This is a genomic window from Breoghania sp. (genome assembly GCF_030066895.1).
Lineage (GTDB): Bacteria > Pseudomonadota > Alphaproteobacteria > Rhizobiales > Stappiaceae > Breoghania.
Genome location: NZ_JASJAV010000021.1, coordinates 1 through 18,657 on the forward strand (window position 1 = coordinate 1; position 18,657 = coordinate 18,657).

At 62.6% G+C, this 18,657-nt stretch carries 19 protein-coding genes and 3 pseudogenes; 14 read left to right on the plus strand and 8 right to left on the minus strand.

What is annotated here, in order from left to right; all coding sequences use genetic code 11:
• Positions 1-125 precede the first annotated feature (125 nt).
• Positions 126-1,796: an NAD+ synthase gene (locus QNJ43_RS20020; protein ID WP_300472403.1), complete on the minus strand. Its 1,671-nt coding sequence runs from the start codon at positions 1,794-1,796 to the stop codon at positions 126-128.
• A 209-nt stretch (positions 1,797-2,005) separates the two neighbouring features.
• Positions 2,006-2,572, minus strand: coding sequence for a response regulator (locus tag QNJ43_RS20025; RefSeq protein ID WP_300472405.1), 567 nt, complete (start codon positions 2,570-2,572; stop codon positions 2,006-2,008).
• Between the two features lie 411 nt (positions 2,573-2,983).
• Between QNJ43_RS20025 and betC the strand changes: the two are divergent.
• The 6 genes and pseudogenes from betC to QNJ43_RS27495 all read left to right on the plus strand — a co-directional run bounded on the left by betC (position 2,984) and on the right by QNJ43_RS27495 (position 7,340).
• Positions 2,984-4,529 (plus strand): annotated as a pseudogene (gene betC, locus QNJ43_RS20030) (choline-sulfatase).
• A gap of 330 nt (positions 4,530-4,859) precedes the next feature.
• Positions 4,860-5,393: pseudogene (locus QNJ43_RS20035) on the plus strand (iron transporter); the annotation flags it as partial.
• A 75-nt stretch (positions 5,394-5,468) separates the two neighbouring features.
• On the plus strand, positions 5,469-5,831 hold the full coding sequence (locus QNJ43_RS20040) for a cupredoxin domain-containing protein (protein WP_300472458.1): 363 nt from the start codon (positions 5,469-5,471) through the stop codon (positions 5,829-5,831).
• Positions 5,832-5,879: 48 nt separating this feature from the next.
• Positions 5,880-6,722 (plus strand): FTR1 family protein, encoded by an 843-nt coding sequence (locus QNJ43_RS20045; RefSeq protein WP_300472407.1) that lies wholly within the window; start codon positions 5,880-5,882, stop codon positions 6,720-6,722.
• Positions 6,723-6,929: 207 nt separating this feature from the next.
• Positions 6,930-7,148 carry a 4Fe-4S binding protein gene (locus QNJ43_RS20050; RefSeq protein WP_300472410.1) on the plus strand — a complete coding sequence of 73 codons (219 nt, stop codon included), beginning with the start codon at positions 6,930-6,932 and terminating at the stop codon, positions 7,146-7,148.
• Between the two features lie 78 nt (positions 7,149-7,226).
• Positions 7,227-7,340: a hypothetical protein gene (locus QNJ43_RS27495; RefSeq protein WP_346433061.1), complete on the plus strand. Its 114-nt coding sequence runs from the start codon at positions 7,227-7,229 to the stop codon at positions 7,338-7,340.
• A 14-nt stretch (positions 7,341-7,354) separates the two neighbouring features.
• On the opposite strand, the gene QNJ43_RS20055 is transcribed toward QNJ43_RS27495, so the two are convergent.
• Positions 7,355-7,657, minus strand: coding sequence for a hypothetical protein (locus QNJ43_RS20055; RefSeq protein ID WP_300472412.1), 303 nt, complete (start codon positions 7,655-7,657; stop codon positions 7,355-7,357).
• Positions 7,658-7,692: 35 nt separating this feature from the next.
• On the opposite strand from QNJ43_RS20055, the gene QNJ43_RS20060 reads away from it, so the two are divergent.
• Positions 7,693-8,007 (plus strand): hypothetical protein, encoded by a 315-nt coding sequence (locus QNJ43_RS20060; protein ID WP_300472414.1) that lies wholly within the window; start codon positions 7,693-7,695, stop codon positions 8,005-8,007.
• Positions 8,008-8,548: 541 nt separating this feature from the next.
• Here the strand turns inward: QNJ43_RS20060 and QNJ43_RS20065 are convergent.
• Entirely contained in the window at positions 8,549-9,931 is a 1,383-nt protein-coding gene (locus QNJ43_RS20065; RefSeq protein WP_300472459.1) for a 3-deoxy-7-phosphoheptulonate synthase class II, read from the minus strand.
• A 251-nt stretch (positions 9,932-10,182) separates the two neighbouring features.
• Here QNJ43_RS20065 and QNJ43_RS20070 point away from each other — a divergent pair, with 251 nt between their 5' ends.
• Entirely contained in the window at positions 10,183-11,025 is an 843-nt protein-coding gene (locus QNJ43_RS20070; RefSeq protein ID WP_300472416.1) for a VIT1/CCC1 transporter family protein, read from the plus strand.
• 52 nt (positions 11,026-11,077) lie between these two features.
• On the opposite strand, the gene QNJ43_RS20075 is transcribed toward QNJ43_RS20070, so the two are convergent.
• Complete coding sequence (locus QNJ43_RS20075; RefSeq protein WP_300472419.1) at positions 11,078-11,503, minus strand: gamma-glutamylcyclotransferase; 426 nt, start codon at positions 11,501-11,503, stop codon at positions 11,078-11,080.
• A 167-nt stretch (positions 11,504-11,670) separates the two neighbouring features.
• Here QNJ43_RS20075 and QNJ43_RS20080 point away from each other — a divergent pair, with 167 nt between their 5' ends.
• The 3 genes and pseudogenes from QNJ43_RS20080 (at position 11,671) to QNJ43_RS20090 (ending at position 12,824) form a co-directional block, all read left to right on the plus strand.
• A complete protein-coding gene (locus QNJ43_RS20080; protein WP_300472421.1) occupies positions 11,671-12,009 on the plus strand; it encodes an aminotransferase class V-fold PLP-dependent enzyme in 339 nt (112 codons plus the stop codon).
• Positions 12,010-12,124: 115 nt separating this feature from the next.
• Positions 12,125-12,208 (plus strand): annotated as a pseudogene (locus QNJ43_RS20085) (hypothetical protein); the annotation flags it as partial.
• Positions 12,209-12,335: 127 nt separating this feature from the next.
• On the plus strand, positions 12,336-12,824 hold the full coding sequence (locus tag QNJ43_RS20090) for an aminotransferase class V-fold PLP-dependent enzyme (RefSeq protein ID WP_346433062.1): 489 nt from the start codon (positions 12,336-12,338) through the stop codon (positions 12,822-12,824).
• A 71-nt stretch (positions 12,825-12,895) separates the two neighbouring features.
• On the opposite strand, the gene gor is transcribed toward QNJ43_RS20090, so the two are convergent.
• The 3 genes from gor to rpiA form a co-directional block, all read right to left on the minus strand.
• Positions 12,896-14,284, minus strand: a complete 1,389-nt coding sequence (gor, locus tag QNJ43_RS20095) for a glutathione-disulfide reductase (RefSeq protein ID WP_300472424.1) — start codon at positions 14,282-14,284, stop codon at positions 12,896-12,898.
• A 188-nt stretch (positions 14,285-14,472) separates the two neighbouring features.
• Positions 14,473-15,027, minus strand: a complete 555-nt coding sequence (locus QNJ43_RS20100; protein ID WP_300472426.1) for a DUF2059 domain-containing protein — start codon at positions 15,025-15,027, stop codon at positions 14,473-14,475.
• Between the two features lie 11 nt (positions 15,028-15,038).
• Complete coding sequence (rpiA, locus tag QNJ43_RS20105; protein WP_300472427.1) at positions 15,039-15,752, minus strand: ribose-5-phosphate isomerase RpiA; 714 nt, start codon at positions 15,750-15,752, stop codon at positions 15,039-15,041.
• A gap of 570 nt (positions 15,753-16,322) precedes the next feature.
• On the opposite strand from rpiA, the gene QNJ43_RS20110 reads away from it, so the two are divergent.
• The 3 genes from QNJ43_RS20110 to QNJ43_RS20120 all read left to right on the plus strand — a co-directional run bounded on the left by QNJ43_RS20110 (position 16,323) and on the right by QNJ43_RS20120 (position 18,647).
• A complete protein-coding gene (locus QNJ43_RS20110) occupies positions 16,323-16,457 on the plus strand; it encodes a hypothetical protein (protein ID WP_300472429.1) in 135 nt (44 codons plus the stop codon).
• A 270-nt stretch (positions 16,458-16,727) separates the two neighbouring features.
• Positions 16,728-17,756 (plus strand): methyl-accepting chemotaxis protein, encoded by a 1,029-nt coding sequence (locus QNJ43_RS20115; RefSeq protein ID WP_300472432.1) that lies wholly within the window; start codon positions 16,728-16,730, stop codon positions 17,754-17,756.
• Positions 17,757-18,152: 396 nt separating this feature from the next.
• Positions 18,153-18,647, plus strand: coding sequence for an HAD hydrolase-like protein (locus QNJ43_RS20120; RefSeq protein WP_300472434.1), 495 nt, complete (start codon positions 18,153-18,155; stop codon positions 18,645-18,647).
• Positions 18,648-18,657: the final 10 nt, after the last annotated feature.

Genomic DNA, 18,657 nt, shown 5'->3' on the forward strand with positions numbered 1-18,657 from the left:
CTCCTCAGGATGACGTTATCGTTTTGTTACCGTTGAAGAAAATCGCAACACACACAACGTCATCCTGAGGAGGCCGAAGGCCGTCTCGAAGGATGGGCGCCGCATTCAATCGCCGTCACACACCCTTACCGCTTGTCGCGGAACTGGTTGGTGATCGGGTAGCGCCGGTCGCGGCCGAAATTGCGGCTCGTAACCTTCACGCCCGGTGGAGCTTGTCGACGCTTGTATTCGGCCACGTAGAGAAGATTCTGGATCCGGTTGATCAGTTGCTCGTCGTGGCCGCGTTCCGCGATCTCGGAGATGCCCATCTCGCGCTCCACCAGACATTCCAGAATGTCGTCAAGCACGTCGTAGGGCGGCAGCGAATCCTGATCGGTCTGGTCGGGCCTCAGTTCCGCCGAAGGCGGCTTGGTGATAATGCGTTCAGGGATCACCACGCCGTCGGGGCCCAGCGCATCGACCGGACGGTGCGAATTGCGCCAGGCGGCCAGCTTGAAGACTTCCGTCTTGTAGAGATCCTTGATCGGGTTGAACCCGCCGTTCATGTCGCCGTAGAGTGTGGCGTAGCCGACCGACATTTCCGACTTGTTGCCGGTGGTCACCAGCATCGGGCCGAACTTGTTGGAGATCGCCATCAGGATCACGCCGCGCGTGCGCGCCTGAACGTTTTCCTCCGCCACGTTGGCGGGAAGATCGTCGAAAAGGAGTTTGAGCGTGGTTTCCATGCCGGAGACGGCCAGCTCGATGGGCACCACCTCGTAGGAAACGCCGAGCGCCTTGGTGCAGGCTTCCGCATCCTCCAGGCTTTCGCTGGCGGTGTAGTGGTAGGGCAGCATCACGCAGCGCACCTTGTCCGCGCCCAGCGCATCGACCGCCATCGCGGCGCACACGGCGGAATCGATACCGCCGGAAAGCCCCAGGATCACGCCCGGAAAGCCGTTCTTGTTCACATAGTCGCGAAGCCCCATGACGCAGGCGCGCCACTGCGCCTCCGCATGACCGGGCAATGCCGCGCGGGTGCCGTCGACGCATTTCCAGGTCTCACCGTCGCGCTTCCAGGTGAAGGTCGCGACCTCCTCCTCGAACTGCGACATCTGAATGGACAGCGTCCGGTTCGCCTCAAACGCGAAGGAGGCGCCGTCGAAGACCAGTTCGTCCTGACCGCAGACCTGATTGACGTAGACGAGCGGCAGTTCCGATTCCACCACGCGTGCAACCATCACCTGAATGCGCTCGTCCGCCTTGTCGGCCCAGTAGGGTGAACCGTTGGGCACGATCAGGATTTCCGCGCCCGTTTCCGCCAGGCACTCGCACACCTCGTCGTTCCAAGTGTCTTCGCAGATCGGCACGCCGATGCGCATGCCGCGGAAGGCGATCGACCCCGGCAGCGGCCCCGGCGTGAAAACGCGCTTTTCGTCGAAGGGCCCGTAATTGGGCAGATCCACCTTGGCGCGCACGGCCTGGATCTCGCCGCCGTCCAGCAGGCAGACGACATTGTGCAACTTGTCGTCGATCATCCACGGTGAACCGATAAGGATGGCGGGGCCGCCGTCGGCGGTTTCCTTCGCCAGAGCCTCGATCTCCCGGCGACAGGCGCGCACGAAAGCAGGCTTGAGGACGAGATCCTCCGGCGGATAGCCGGAGATGAAAAGCTCGGTCGTGACGAGAAGGTCCGCCCCTTGCGCGGCAGCTGTGGCGCGGGCAGCGCGAAGCTTGTCGGCATTGCCAGCAAGATCACCCAGCGTCGGGTTGAGCTGGAGAAGGGCGAGACGCAGCGTATCGGAGATCGATGTCATGGTATCGGTTCGGCCCGGTCGGCGGAAACGAAAATGCTCAACAAGCGGGATAGCCGTCTGAGCCTGAAAAGGCCAGAGGCGGATGCGAAACGATTACGAAGAATAGACGATAGGAAGCATTCTTCCCGGAAGTTTCCCGCGTACACTGCCCCTCTCCTCACAGAGGAGAAAGAGGGAAGCCGTGGCATCATAGAAAAGAGGAAGGAAGTTCAGGCGGCGCGAGACGTCGTCTGCCGACGGGCGGCTTCGGCTTCCGCCTTTGCCGCTTCTTCGCAGGCACGGCGTTGTCGTTCGGCAATGGCGCGAAGCTTCGCCCCGTCGATCCCGGCGGCGCGCGGCAGAGGGCCGAAATAGCCCGGCACACGGATGAACGGCTGGTCTTCGGTAACGATGCGCTCGATCCGGCGCGCCAGTGCGCCGGGCGTCAGCGGCTTTTCGATAAATTCGTTGACGCCGAGGTGGGCTGCCGTCAGCGCGTGCTCACGGCCGGAGAATGAGGTCAGCATGATGACGGGAAGCGTTGCGATCGGCGATGTGGGATCGCCGCGCAAGGTGCGCATGAAATCCTCACCGCCCATCGGCTTCATCAGCCAGTCGCAAATGATGATGTCCGGCTCTTCCCGGGCGATCTGCTCGAAGGCCTGAGCGTCGTCGGTTGCCTCCATCACCCGTTCGTTGCCCAGTTCGGCCAGGACGGTGCGCACGGCGTTGCGCATGAAGGCGCTGTCGTCGACGACGAGAAAGGTCAGTCCGGCGAGATCTATTCCGCAACGCATAGCGCGTTAACTCCGACTCCAGTTCAACTAGGCACGAATACCAGTGTGACGGAGGGGCGTTGCTATCGCGTTAACTGAATTGAACGTGCGTAGTAGCGCGGAAAATGTGGAGGCGCTTGCGCGCCGGCTATTGCGCTGGATTCCGGATCTGGCCATGCAGCTTCGCTGCAGACCGTCCGGAATGACGAGCAAGGGGAGAGACGTAACCAAACGCGACTGCTGTATGCGTGGCATTCGATGTGGGCGTGTGGTTACAACTCAACCTAACCCCCTCATTCCGGACAAGTGAGGCGCAAGCCGAGCGCTGATCCGGAATCCAGCGCGACAAGCTGCGGCAAAGCGGCTCCATTTCCTCCCGCCCTGCCCTCACCGCATTCCAGCCCCGCAGGAAACCGGCTGCGCGCCCGGGCCATGGCTGTTATCACCGGGGCAACACACCCAAGGAGCCCCAACGTGACTCGCCGCGCCAATATCCTCATCCTGATGGTCGATCAGCTGAACGGAACGCTGTTTCCCGACGGCCCGGCGGATTGGCTCCACACGCCCGTATTGAAGAAACTCGCCGCCCGCTCAGCACGCTTCACCAATGCCTATACGGCCTCGCCGCTCTGCGCACCGGGCCGGGCGAGCTTCATGTCGGTACAGTTGCCACGGCGCACGCGCGTCTATGATAATGCGGCCGAATTCGCATCCGACATCCCTACCTATGCCCACCACCTGCGCCGGGCGGGCTATGCCACGTGTCTGTCGGGCAAGATGCACTTCGTCGGTCCCGACCAACTCCACGGTTTCGAGGAGCGGCTGACGACCGACGTATACCCGGCCGATTTCGGCTGGACGCCGGATTACCGCAAGCCGGGAGAGCGGATCGACTGGTGGTATCAGAACATGGGCAGCGTCACGCATGCGGGCGTTGCGGAGATCACCAACCAGCTCGAATATGACGACGAGGTTGCCTACAACGCCGTTCGCAAAGTCTACGATCTCGGCCGCAACGAGGACGAGCGTCCGTGGATGCTGACCGTCAACGTCACTCACCCGCACGATCCTTACGTCGCCCGGCGCAAGTACTGGGATTTCTACGCCGACTGCCATCATCTGGAGCCGGAAGTCGCCGCCCTGCCCTATGCCCAGCAGGACGCCCATTCCAAGCGCCTGTTCGATGCGAATGACTGGCGCAATTACGAGATCTCCCACAACGACATCGCCCGCTCGCGCCGTGCCTATTTCGCCAATATCTCCTATCTCGACGACAAGATCGGCAAAATCCTGGAAGCGCTGGAGGGCACGAACCAGAGGGACAACACGATCATCCTGTTCGTCTCCGACCACGGCGACATGCTGGGAGAGCGCGGGCTTTGGTTCAAGATGCCTTCTTCGAAGGCTCGGCGCGCGTGCCGCTGATGATCTCCGCCCCCGACCTGCCGACCGGACCGGTCGGCTGTCCCGTCTCCACGCTCGAAGTTACCCCGACGCTTGCCGATCTGGTGGGGCTCGATCTCGATAAGGTCAGCCCGTGGACCGACGGCGAGACGCTCGTGCCGCTCACCCACGGCGGGGAGCAAACCTCGCCGGTGCTGATGGAATATGCGGCGGAAGGCTCCTACGCCCCACTCGTCGCCATCCGCCGCGATAACTGGAAGTTTATCTCCTGCAAGCTCGGCAAGCCGCAGTTGTTCGACCTCCTCGGGGATCCGCACGAACTGACGAACCTCGCCGAAGATCCCTTCCACGCCAAGACGCTCGCCGCCTTCCAGCGCGAGGCGGAGACGATCTGGGATCTCGATGCATTCGACCGGGAAGTGCGTCAGTCGCAGGCCCGTCGTCATGTGGTCTACAAGGCCCTTCGAAACGGCGCCTATTATACCCTTGGGACTATCAGGCGTCCGAGCGCTACATGCGCAACCACATGGATCTGAACGAGGTGGAAGCCTCACAGCGCGCGCCGAAGAGATAAGATTGAGCTATAGGAGGTCTATTAAAAAATTAATTTCATATTCGAATTATAATAAACTATCAATTGCACCCACTAACATCGCTACGGCATTTAAGTTAACAGTAGGCATTTTATAAAATGATAACTCTAACATTCAAGTAATTTTCTAGCACCCCCTTGCATCTTCCCCTTCAAACTTGCTTCCTAGATTCAAGTTAATGGTTTGCGCGGCGAACGCTTCCCCGCCAACCGTGCGAACCGGTGACTTGACGACGGTTAGGCGGCCCCCACACCCCCTCCAGCCGCTTGACCGTCGCCGCAGAACTCCAAGACAGCAAGGAAGTCTCCAAGATGAATCGGACGAGTGTCAACCTTTTCGGCGCCGATCTCGCGACCCTGGCCTTTGCCGCCTCCGCCCAGGCGATCGAATACCCGATCGGCACGCCGCAGGAAGCCGGCGGGCTCGAGGTCGCCGCAATCTATCTCCAGCCCATCGTGATGAAGCCGAAAGGCATGATGCGTCCGGCAGCCGAGTCCGACGTGCACCTGGAAGCCGATATTCACGCTCTGGCCGACAACAAGAACGGTTTGGCCGAAGGCGAATGGGCCCCGTACCTCAACATCGAGTACACGCTCACCAAGGAAGACAGCGGCGAGACCCAGTCCGGCCCGCTGATGCCGATGGCGGCCAATGACGGCCCGCACTACGGCGACAACATCAAGCTGATGGGCCCGGGCAAGTACAAGCTGACCTTCAAGGTCGCGGCGCCGGGCAAGACCTTCGGCCGTCACATCGACAAGGAAACGGGCGTCGCCCCTTGGTTCAAGCCGTTCACGACGGAATACGAGTTCGTGTTCTCCGGCGTCGGCAAGAAGGGCGGCTACTGGGCCTTGCATGCTGTGAAAACGGATCGGCGCCGCACGGGCGCCGATCTTCCTCTCCCGGCCGGTAAAAACACCATGTCCCATCCGCTTTTCCGCTTCACAACCGCCTTCGGTCTCCTCACCGCATTCTCGTGTGCCGGTTTTGTCGCACCTGCAACGGCGTCGAGCCTCAAGACCTACGAGATGGAACTGAACGACGGCGTAATCACACCGCAAACCCTCGAAGTGAAGGCAGGGACGATCTTCAAGATCGTCGTGAAGAATGTCGGCACCACACCTGCCGAATTCGAAAGCCTTCGGCTTCGCAAGGAAAAGGTCGTGGCTCCCGGCGTGACATCCTTCGTGGTGATCCGCCGCCTGTCGCCCGGTACCTACAAGTTCTACGACGAATTCCACATGGATCAGGAAAGCGCCAACGGCGTGATCATCGCCAAGTGACGCCAATCAACGGTTTGTCATGAGCCAAATGACGCGAGGACGGCCACTGTGACCACACAAATACTCTTCATTGTTTGGCGCGAAAGCGTCGAGGCCCTGCTGGTGATCGGCATTCTCAATGCCTGGATCTCCCACAATGCGGCCGCTTCGAACGGCAAGCGCTATCTCTGGGGCGGGATTCTGGCGGGCCTCGTTTTTGCCGTTGCGCTGGCCTACGGCCTGCTTGCCGCCCCCGAGCTGATGTCTGGCGAAAGCCTCGAATATTTCCAGGCCGCCCTCGTTCTCATAGCCGCCTGCCTTATCGTTCAGATGGCCTTCTGGATGCGCAAGCACGGGCGCGACATAAAGCGCGAACTGCGCGAAGGCGTCGACGAGGCTGCCCGCACCGGGCGCTGGTGGACCGTCACCATCCTGGCGGCCATCGCGGTGGCCCGCGAAGGCAGCGAGACGGTCGTCTTTCTCTATGGCATGTTCGCCGCCGGTCCCGCCGTCAGCACGCTGACGGTGGTCGGAGCTGCGGCTGCGGGCTTTGCGCTAGCGCTTCTCACCTACGGCGTCCTGCAGCTCGGCGGCAAGGTTCTGTCCTGGCGGCTGTTCTTCTCCGTCACCGAAGCGCTGCTGCTGTTGCTGGCCTGCGCGCTGTTCACCACCGGCGTCGGCGATCTCGCCTCCCTCGGCCTGCTGCCCTACATGGATCCGGTCTGGGATACCTCCTTCGTGCTCGATGACATGAGCCGTATCGGCGGCATCGTCGCCACGCTCACTGGTTACCGCGCCATGCCGGATCCGGTAACCGTTGCGGTCTGGGTCGTTTTCTGGGGCGACGTCGCGTTGCTGTTCGCCCGAGGCAGGACCCGCGAGGCAACTCCAGCGACGGCGGCTTCCAGATGAGCGTCACCCTCTACAGCCAGGATGTTGATACCTGTTCGACGACAGCCGAAGGCCGTCCGCGCCTTGCCGCGGTCGGGCTTTAGCTGCGTCGGCACCAACGGCTGATCCGGGGTGTTCAGTGGTGCATCGTCGGCATCTACGCGACCCTGCTGATCGTCCCCCCTGCTGCTGCTGCCGCTTACGGCGCATATCTGGAGCAACCTCACGGTGTTTTCCCAGTTCGTATTCTGGGGCATCTGGTGGCCGGGCGTGCTACTGTCGACCGTGCTGTTCGGCCGGTTGTGGTGCGGCACCATGTGTCCGAAAGGCGCGCTGTTGGAATTCGCCTCCAAGCACAGGCGCAAGCGCTCGGTTCCGCGTTGGGTGCGCTGTGGTCGGGTTGGCCCTTCGTCGCCTTCCTGTGCACCACGCTCTACGGACAGCTGATCTCCGTCTATCAGTACCCCCTACCCTGCGCTGCTGATCCTCGGCGGCTCCACGGCCGCGGCGATCTGTATCGGCTACATGTACGGCAACGACAAGCGCGTGTGGTGCCGCTATCTGTGCCCAGTCTCCGGAATCTTCGGACTGCTGACCAAGCTTGCGCCGCTGCACTATGCCGTCGACAGCAGGGCGTAGGATGCCTGCGATCCTCAGAGCCCGGCACGCGAGCCGTTCAACTGCGCGCCGCTCGTACCCGTGCGTACCATGATCAGCTCGTCCGACTGCCACATGTGCGCACGCTGCTCGGGCTTTCGCGATGCGGTGCATCTTGAGTGACGCTCGCCGAATTCCGAGATCGTCAACGTGTCGGGACGCACCGCGACCCACTGGGATGCGCTGCTGATCGTCTTCGGCATGCTCGGCGTCGCCACCGGGGCCTTCCAGTGGTCGTCGAGCCCGTGGTTCGTCACCATCAAGACGGCGCTGGCCACATGGTTCGTCGAGCACGGCATGATCTGGCCGCTGCAGATGCAGCCTGCCATGGTGGATGCTGACCGACTACCCCGCCCAGAGCGACGTGATGACCGTGCTCGACGGGTCGGTGTTCCTGATCTACGTCTTCATGCTGGCCATCCTGATCGCGACGGTGATCACCGTCTGCCTGACGGCGGGGCTGCGTCTGACCGGGCGTTTCGAGGCGAAACACTTCTATCATCTGACCCATGCGCTCATTCCGCTGGCGGCTTGTGGGCTGATCCTCGAGCTTTTCTCCACCACGGTGACGATCATCCAGGCCGACGGCTTCTCCCTGTCGTGGCTGTCGGAGATCAGGGCGCTTTCGATCACGGCCACGGCGTTGTGATCGGGTTGGCTGGCGCTTTCGATCTTCCGCCGTCGCGGTGCCTCGGCCTTGCGAACGGGCGCTGCAACCGCCCTATTCGCGCTTGCGATGGCGGCGCCGGTCACCGCGTGGTCGTTCATGTTCTGGATCTGGTGAGCAGGCCCGCCCCCCGCTCATCCAGCCGGCCGGTCTTGCCGGGGACAGTTCAAGGGATCCCCGATTGATGCGAGCACCGACCCGCCAAAAGCGTTCTGTCCCCTAAACAAACGCAAAACAGCCCGTCGTTGAAAACAGCAGCGGGCCGATTTTTTGTCGAGGGAGGGTACTGAACACGTGGCCCATCCTTCGCGACGCCCGCTGACGCGAGTTCCTCAGGATGACGTTATCGTGTTGAAAACGCGATGAAACCATCAACATACACAACGTCATCCTGAGGAGCCGTCGCAAGATGGCGTCTCGAAGGATGGGCCACGTGTTCCCCTCTCCTCCCTACAAACAAAACGGCCCGCCATTGTTCCCAACGACGGGTCGACCTGTATCTTGAACCGAAAAGCGCCTGATATCAGGACGCCGCCGCTACTCCGGCGTGACGTTTCTCGCGCTCCTTCTTGATGTTCTCAGCCACCAGGAAAGCGAGTTCCAGAGCCTGATCGGCGTTGAGGCGCGGATCGCAATGGGTGTGGTAGCGCGCCGACAGATCGTCCTCGGAGATCGCACGGGCGCCGCCGGTGCATTCCGTCACCGCCTTGCCGGTCATCTCCACTTGGATGCCGCCCGGATGGGTGCCTTCTGCGCGATGGACGGCGAAGAACGCCTCCACCTCGCCCAGGACCCGCTCGAACGGCCGGGTCTTGAAGCCGGTCGCGGCCTTGATGGTGTTGCCGTGCATCGGATCGCACGACCACACGACCTTGCGACCCTCACGCTCCACCGCACTCACCAGCGCGGGCAGATGATCGTAGACCTTGTCGGCCCCGAAGCGGGCGATCAGCGTCAGGTGACCGGCCTCGTTGGCCGGGTTCAGGACGTCGATCAGACGCAGCAGATTGTCCGGCTCCATCGACGGGCCGCACTTCAGGCCGATCGGGTTCTTGATGCCGCGGCAGAATTCCACGTGGGCGTGGTCGATCTGACGGGTACGGTAGCCGATCCAGACCATGTGGCCGGTGGTGGAGTACCAGTCGCCGGAGGTGGAATCGACGCGGGTCAGCGCCTCCTCGTAGCCCAGAAGCAGCGCCTCGTGGCTGGTGAAGAAATCCGTGGAGCGCAACTGCGGGGCGCTGTCGGGATCGACGCCGCAGGCGCGCATGAAGTCTAGCGCCTCGGTGATCCGGTCGGCGATGTCCTGATAGCGGCTGGACTGCGGGCTGTCCTTGACGAAGCTCAGCATCCACTGATGCACGTGATCGAGGTTCGCGAAACCGCCCTGCGCGAAAGCGCGGATCAGGTTCAGCGTCGCTGCGGACTGGCGATAGGCCATTTCCATGCGCACGGGATCGGGCGTGCGTTCGGCCTCGGTAAAGTCGATGCCGTTGATGATGTCGCCGCGATAGCTCGGCAGTTCCACGTCACCGATCTTTTCCATCGGTGCGGAGCGCGGCTTGGCAAACTGACCGGCAATGCGGCCGACCTTCACGACCGGCGAGGCCGCCGCATAGGTGAGAACGACGGCCATCTGCAAAAAGACGCGAAAAAAGTCGCGGATATTGTCCGCGCGATGCTCGGCAAAGCTCTCGGTGCAATCGCCACCCTGCAGCAGGAAAGCACGGCCTTCCGCCACTTCCGCAAGCTGCTTCTTCAGCTTGCGCGCTTCACCGGCAAAAACGAGCGGCGGGTAAGTCGCAAGCTTCGCCTCAACGGCATCCAAAGCCGCCTTATCGGGATAATCGGGCACCTGCTGAATAGGCTTTGACCTCCAGGTCTCCGGTGTCCACTTCTCCGCCATGGTCGTCTCCTGATCTACCAACGGCCGCACGCTGCACCTCGCACATCCAGAACGGCGATCCGGCTCCGCACCGTCATGCGGTTCCGTATCCTCTAGCGATACGCGTCAAATCCGGCGCATTTCCGGCATAATTCCGATACGGCACCCTTGCCGCTTTTACGCACGGCCCCGCCGGGTTATACACGGCAGGCTCAGCCAAGGCCACCGCGTTGAGGGCATGGACCCAAGCCACAACAAGCCAGGGCGCGTGAATGAAACTGGAGCATAAACACACGCCCGCGGCCATCGCCAAGCGGCTTGGTCGAGGCCCCTCCGTCAACTATCTGCGAGACTGGGTCTATGGCGGCATCGACGGGGCCGTGACCACCTTCGCCATCGTCGCCGGCGTGATCGGTGCAGAACTGTCGGCAAGCATCGTTCTGATCCTGGGGCTAGTGAACCTACTGGCCGACGGCTTTTCCATGGCGGCGGCGAACTATTCCGGCACCAAGACGGAAGAGGACGACTACAAGCGCCTGCATGCGATGGAGGAGCGCCACATCGCCCGCGAACCGGAGGGCGAGCGGGAGGAAATCCGCCAGATCTTCCACGCCAAGGGCTATCAGGGCAAGGATCTGGAAACGCTGGTCACGCTGATCGCCTCGCAGCGCCAGATCTGGATCGAAACCATGCTCTCGGAAGAATTCGGCTTGGCAACAACGCTGCGCTCGCCCGTCAAGGCAGCTGTCTCGACATTCGTCGTCTTCGGCTCGGTGCCTTTGTTGCCGTTCCTCTTCGCCGGCAGAACCGGATCAGCGGAACTGTCGCTCGCCATGACGGCCGTGGTCTTCTTCGCCACCGGCTCGATGAAGGCGCACTGGCCGACGCAATATTGGGTCTGGTCGGGGCTGGAGACGCTGTCCATCGACCTCGGCGCGGCCGGTATCGCCTGGGCCCATAGGTGCGGGGCTGAGCGGAATTGCGGCTTAAAGGACTACGCGGCGACATTCAAAGCCAGCGCGCACCGGCCTCGCCCAGCACATCATCGAACAACGCGCGCGCCGTCTCATCGATCCGAACCGCACGCGGATAGAGCGGTTCGTCCCGATCCCTGAGGATGGGCACGTGCCAACCGTGGGTCGTTTCCACGAAATCCCGCACGCGCGCCTAGCCCCAATGCTTGAGGAAACCGGCCAGAACGCAATCCACGTAGGATTGCAGGATCGGGTGGTCGGCATTGCCCCAGCGGTGATGTTCGGGACGTGCGGTGTAGATGAAGCCCGGTTCGCGCGTCGGCTGACCGCTATCGGCCCGGAACGCGCCGTCCGCCAGATCGCGGCGCTCGCAACGCCATTCGCGCTCATCCAGCCTGGCAAGGCCGTGGCGTGGCTCGCGCACCATCAGTCCCGCGATCTCCGCACCTTCCTGCGGCCGCACCGACAGGCTGCAGACGCCGCCGTAGGAGGTCGGTCCGGCAATCCGCCATTCGCGCACCCAGCCGGAGACCCGGCCGGGCACGGCAACGCTGTCGGGTGCGCGGGTATCGTCGTTCACCAGGGAACCGTAGCCGAAATAAAGGATCGTGTCTGTCATGGTACATGAACATGGAGGCGGCGGTCTGCCGGAGCAAGGGAACGTTCGACAAAACAGGCAATCCTCATGCCCTCGCCCGCCGCTTTACCCGGCCGGAGAAACTTCCTAGCCTGTCGCTCTCACGCCCTTTGCGACGGAGTTCCCGTGCCCCTCGATATCGACATGCTGTGCGCGCAGACACCCGGCTGCAAGCACGTTCTGCATTTCAACAATGCCCCGGGTCCGCCCTTCCGCCCTCCCCCGTCCTTGACGCCGTCACGCGCCATCTTGAGCGCGAAGCGGAGATCGGCGGCTACGAGGCCGCAGCGGAAGCCGATGAGGCTCTTCGCGACTTCTACGCCGCTGCTGCCGACCTCGTCGGCGGCAAGCGCGAGGAAATCGCCTTTATCGAGAACGCCACCCGGGCCTGGGACATGGCCTTCTACGCCATCCCCTTTCGCCCCGGCGATCGTGTGATCACGGCTCGGACCGAATCGTTTCGAACTACGTCGCTCTTCTGCAAATGAAGGCGCGGGCCGGGATTGAGATCGACGTCATCGACAATGACGAGACCGGTCAGGTGGATCTTGCCGCACTGGAGGGGCCATCACGCCGAAAATCCGGCTCATTTCCCTGACCCACGTGCCGACCCAGGGCGGACTGGTCAACCCGGCGGCGGAGGTCGGGGCCATAGCCCGTCGGCACGGGGTTCTCTATCTGCTCGATGCCTGCCAGGCGGTCGGGCAATTGCAGATTGACGTGAAGACAATCGGCTGCCACATGCTGTCCGGCAACCGGGCGCAAATATCTGCGCGGGCCGCGCGGCACCGGTTTTCTGTGGGTCAGCAACGAGATCATCGCCGACATGGAACCGCCCTTCGTCGATCTGCAGGCAAGCGACTGGCTCTCGCCGGAGGCCTATCGGCTGAAGGAGGACGCGATGCGGTTCGAGACATGGGAACGCTTCGTCGCCGGTCAGATCGAGCTCGGCTCAGCCATACGCTACGCGCTCTCGTTGGGCATGGACAAAATCGAGGCGCGGGTGAAGGAGCTTGCGGAGCGTTTGCGCAGCGAACTCTCAGGGATCGCGGGCGTCACCGTCCATGATCTCGGCGCAGAGCGCTGCGGCATCGTCACGTTTCGAAAGGAAGACGAGGAGCCGCTCGCCATCCGGCAGCGGCTGCAGGCGCGCGACATCAACATCACGCATACGCAGGCGCGTTCTTCGCGCCTCGACCTGCCGACGCGCGGCTTTGAGGCGCTGGCCCGAGCTTCGGTCCATTACTACAACACGGACGAGGAAATCGACCGGTTCTGCCGGGCGGTCGCGGACGGGCGTTAGCGTTCGAGGACACGGGAACGGCACAGCGACACTTTCGAGTGCGGGGGGAACGTGCGTGGGGCCCATCCGCCCTACTCCACCACAGCGCGGCCATGGCGTTCGGCGGGCTCGCGCATGGTGACGAGTTCCTCTGCAGCGGTGGGATGCACAGCGACGGTGGCATCGAAATCCGCCTTGGTCGCGCCCATCTTCAGCGCAATGCCGAGAACCTGCGAAAGCTCACCGGCATCCGACCCCAGAACGTGTACGCCGAGAACCCGATCGGTATCCGCATCGACCAGGATCTTCATCACCACCTTCTCGTCGCGTCCCGACAGCGTGTGCTTCATGGGACGGAAGATCGAGCGGTAGACGTCGACATTCGGATAGGTCTCGCAGGCCTCGCGCTCCGTCAGACCGACCGTGCCGAGTTCGGGATGGGAAAAGACCGCCGTCGGGATCATGGAATGATCGACCGTGCGCGCGTTCTTGCCGAAGACCGTATCGGCGAAGGCATGGCCCTCGCGGATCGCCACGGGCGTCAGGTTCACCCGGTCGGTGACGTCGCCGATGGCGTAGACGGAGGGCATGTTGGTGCGAGAATTCTCGTCGACCTTAATCTCGCCCTTGGAGCCCAGCTCCACGCTGGCCTTATCCAGGCCGAGACCGTCGGTGTTGGGACGGCGCCCGATGGCGAACATGATCTGGTCCGCTTCGATTGCCGCGCCCTGGCGAAGGTGCCCCGTGAAGCTGCCGTCGTCCTTGCGCTCGATCTTGGTGAAGACCTCGCCGGTCAGGACGCGGATGCCCTTCTTTTCCAATTCGTTGTGAACGGCGGCGCAGAGATCATCGTCAAAGCCGCGCAGGATTTCCTCGCCGCGATAGACAAGCGTCGTCTCCGCTCCGAGCCCTGCGAAGATGCCCGCGAACTCGACCGCGATATAGCCGCCGCCGGAAATGGCGATGCGCTTGGGGAACTCGGACAGGTGCAGCGCCTCGTTGGAGGTGATGGTGTGCTCCACGCCCTCCACCGAATTGTCGAGGAAAGGCCGCCCGCCGGTCGCCACCAGAATGATCCTGGCCGTCACCGTGCGATCGATCGCTTTCAGGTAGACTTCATGCGGACCGGCGATTTCGGCGCGCGTGTCGTGCAGCTCGACGCCCGAGCGCTCCAGATTGCGCCGGTAGATGCCCTCAAGCCGTGCGATCTCCTGATCCTTGTTGGAGATCAGGGCTTTCCAGTCGAACGACGTCTCGCCCACATGCCAGCCGAAGCCCTTGGCATCTTCGAAATTCTCGGAGAACTGTGAGGCGTAGACCAGCAGCTTCTTCGGCACGCACCCGCGAATAACGCAAGTGCCGCCATAGCGGTATTCCTCCGCGATCGCCACGCGCGCACCGTATCCGGCCGCAATGCGCGCCGCGCGCACGCCGCCCGAACCTGCACCGATCACAAAGAGATCGTAGTCGTACTCCGCCATTGACTGCTCCGTTCCACCGTCAGCGCCGCGCGTTTCTCACAAGTCGCTCGCGGCGCACCCGTTCACACCGGCAAACACGTTTCGCCTGTTCGATACTTATCATGATCAAGAGAGATAGGTCGAAATCGTCCGGCCACCAGCGTCAGGAATGAGGGAAAACGACGCTGTGGCGGCCGGTCGGGGAGAGATCAGAACTTGTAGCCGCGCTTGTTCAGCTCTTCGCGAACGCGCGTGACCATTTCGGTGGAGATCACGTCGCCCCACTGCTTGGCCGCACCGATGGACAGCGCCGTCAGTTCCGGGCCGAGATCGGCGAACTTCTTGCCGACCGGAGACCGGTAGAAGGTAGCGATTTCCTTCAGTTCCTCGGTGGTGAAGCGGCGAGCCCAGACCTTCATGATCGTGTGGTCGAGTTCCGGACGACGGTTGGCGAGCTTCAACGCCACCTCGTTGGTGACCTCGTCGATCACCTTGGTCGCGGAGGGGTTGGTGCGGATGAACAGGGTGCGGGTCTTGTCGGCGATCACTGGAAGGATGTCGTCGAAGGATCGGAAGGCGTTGCCGCCCTCGATCGCGGCGCGCGCGGCGGCCAGGTGCTCCTTGGAGAAGTTCTCCTGGTCATCGGACGTGGTGTCGCCGGAGGTCTGGTCCTGCGCCATTGCCGGGACGGCAAGACCAAGGCTTGCAACCAGCACGACGGCCGCAAGACCGCCCGTCAGGCAATAATAGATCGAACGCGTCATGTCTTTCTCCGTTATTTCGTCTCGTCGGCCGTCGTGACCGAAATCTGGCGCACGCCGGATGGGCCCGCCACATAGGCGGCCTTCGCCAGGCCGATGAATAATCCGTGTTCGACAACGCCGGGGATGGCGGAAAGCCGCTCAGCCAGGGCCGGCACGTCGGGCAACAGATTCCAGTGGCCATCAAGAATGTAGTGGCCGCCGTCGGTCACCAGCGCGGTCCCGTCGGCATTCAAGCGCAGCTTCACCTCGCCCTCCAGCGACAGTGACACTGCCGCCTTCACGACAGCGCGACGCGTGGCCTCCAGATCGAAGGGCATCACCTCGATCGGCAGGGGGAAACGGCCGAGCGTTTCCACCAGCTTGCTGTCGTCGGCAATCACCACCATACGCGTGGAAGCGGCCGCGACGATCTTTTCCCGCAGCAGGGCAGCGCCGCCGCCCTTGATGAGTTGCAGACAGGCGTCAAGCTCATCGACGCCGTCCACGGTTAGATCGAGTTCGGGGGTCTCATCGAGTGTCGTCAGCGGCACGCCCAACTCGCGGACGAGCGCGGCGGTGCGTTCCGAGGTCGGCACGCCGATGATATCCAGACCGGCGGAAACCTTCTCCGCAAGCGCACGCACGAAGAATTCGGCCGTCGAACCGGTGCCGATACCCAGCCGCATGCCCGGCTGCACTTCCTCAAGTGCCGCCAGCGCAGATGCGCGCTTCAGTTCATCGCTCATTCCATCTCCACGATCTCTGCCCTTGCCGGCAGAACGGGACAAAGGCTCCATCCCGGTGTCCGCGCCTCGCAAAGCAGCGGTCGCGTCTGGGTGAAGCCGGATTCTGGCTTTTTGACGACACCGGGCCACGGCGCCGGCGGCTGAATAGCATGGCAGGCCCGGTCAGGCCACCGTTTGAGTGGCTTGTTGAGCATCTTGCGCACAATGCGCATTGGCAGTGCATAGGACATTTTCGATGTCCCTGCACGCCCTCCGATCGCGGTCCTCCTCCCGTGCGCCGGATCGATTCTCCTTTCAACGTTTCGTTATCGAAGCTCCCGTTGCGTTCTTTTCCCTTCTCGAGCCGAGCAGCATGTCGACGTAAAGACATGCCGAGCGCACGAGCAGAGGCTTCCCCTTCCCAAACGTCGCCTTGTAACATTCACTCGCTCCATTCAAATATTCATTATATCGCAGTGCAACATACTCAAATTAATAACATGATAATTATTTTCAATTCACCAGAAATTCACCAATTTAACGCGAGTATGCCTTTGACGTGACTTTCTCCCCGGCTTCCAGGAGACAAAAATGGCTATTCGGGCATTCGGACTTCCCAGTTTCACCCGGAACCAGACGATCGGAACATCCGACAGTACGGTCGAGCAGACAGCTCGCGAGATCGACACTGATAATATCGAAGATCGCAGCGATATGGTCGGGTAGGCCCAGTCCGCGAATTCCGATATTTCCGAGACCTTCGACCTGATCGAGGCGGATCTGGCGGTAGCCGCGCGCTCCATCGTTTCAAGCGCGGGCGCGGTCAAGCAACAGCTCGACGATCAGACCCGCATCATCTCCGACATCCGGACCGATACGGCCCAACTTTCCGCACGCTCAGATGAGGCCACGACCAACGCCACGCAACTGGCCGACGCAATCGAGGAACTGACCAAGACGAGCCGCGAGATCGGGTCTCAGGTCGCCTCCACCACGATGCTTGCCGACAAGGCGGGAGACATCACGTCGGAGACCGGAAAAGGCATCACGGAGCTGCAAGGCGCGGTACAGAAGATCGCAGACGTGGTGTCGGTGATTTCGGCGGTGGCCAAGCAGACCAACCTGCTGGCCCTCAACACCACCATCGAGGCGGCGCGCGCGGGCGAAGCGGGCAAGGGATCCGCCGTCGTCGCCAATGAGGTGAAGCTTCTGTCGGAACAGGCGCAGCGCGCGACCGACGAGATCCGCCCGAGCTTTGTCTCGGTAGCGGGTGCGGTGGAGGAGCAGGTCGCCACCACCGACGAGATCGGCCGCAATGCGCACATGACGGCGGATTTCGTGCGCGAGGTCTCCGATCGCGTGAGCGCCATTTCCACCGCCACGGATGCCACAGACGAGACCGGAGCCCGGATCACCGATGCCTGCAACCAGATGACTGACCTCACCGAGGCGCTGTCGACGCGCTTCACGATGCTCATCCGCCAGACGACGGCTAGCAACCGTCGGCGTCACGATCGCTTCCCCGTGGACCTGTCCGGGCGTCTGGAAGCGCCGGGGCTCGACCTCGCTATTCACACGATCGACGTGTCGCAAGGCGGAGCACTGATCAAACCGACCGAAGACAGGGGCGTGGCCGTCGGCACACGCGGCACGCTCGTTTTGGACGGGGTCGGCCGGTTGCCGATCACCATCGTCGGCGCGAGCGCCCTTGGCCCGCATTGCGCCTTCGGCGATCTGGACGAGACCGCCCACACGGCGCTGAACCGGTTGCTCGATCGCATTCAGACCGAACACGAGGCATTCACCACCGCGGCGAAGGAGACGGCTGCGAAGATCGAGGCGGCGATGACCGAGGTGGTCAACTCCGGCCGCCTGAGCCTCGATGCGCTTTACGGCACCGATTACCGGCCGGTTCCCGACAGCGCCCCCCAACAGGTTACGACGCAGGCTCTGGACGTTCTGGAGCAAGATCCTGCCCGCCGCTGCAGGAATCGTTGCTGGAGGCCTCTAAGGGCCGCGGCATGACCTTCTGCGCAACGGCTACCTGCGCCGGGTGCACAACCGCACCTATTCGCATCCCCAGCGCCCCGAAGATCCCGTATCGAACGCCGCCCATTGCCGCAACCGGCGCATCTTCGACGATCGCGTCGGGTTTTCGGCCGCTCACAACACGCGCCCCTTCCTCATTCAGTCCTATCCGCGCGACATGGGTAACGGCGAGACGGTCTGGATGCGGGAAATCAACGTGCCGCTCCATGTCTTCGGCCGCCACTGGGGCGAGTTCAGGACGGCGTACAAGCTATTAAGGGAAACGGAGGCGCGCCAGCGCCTCCGTTTCCCACCCACTTCCCCTTCCCTCTTGCGCCGCCCCCGTAAACCGGATAACCCCGGACCGTCCCCAGACTACCCGGAGTTCCCATCTTGTCAGCCCCAGTCCTCGTTTTCGATCTCGACGGCACGCTCATCGACACCGTCCCCGACCTGCTGTCCTCGCTCAATTACAAGCTGGCCACGCGCTCGCTGGCGCCCATTCCGGTGGCTGGGATCAACAAGCTCGTGGGACAGGGCGCACGGGTGATGCTGCAGCGCGGGTTCGACATGGCGGGAAAACATCTGCCGGAAGACGAGATGAACGTGCTCTTCGACGTATTTCTGGAGCACTACTCCGCCAATATCGTGGTCAAGAGCCGGCCCTTCCCGGATGTCCGTGCTACGCTCGACAGCTTTGCGGCCGAAGGCTGGAAGCCTGCCGTGTGCACCAACAAGCTGGAAGGACTGACGCGACCCCTGCTCGATACGCTGGACATGACGAAGTACCTCGATGCGATCGTCGGCGGCGATACATTCGAAAAGAACAAGCCGGACGCCATGCCGATCCTGGGGGCCGTCGAACGGGCGGGTGGCGAGCCGGCATAGGCGACGGTGG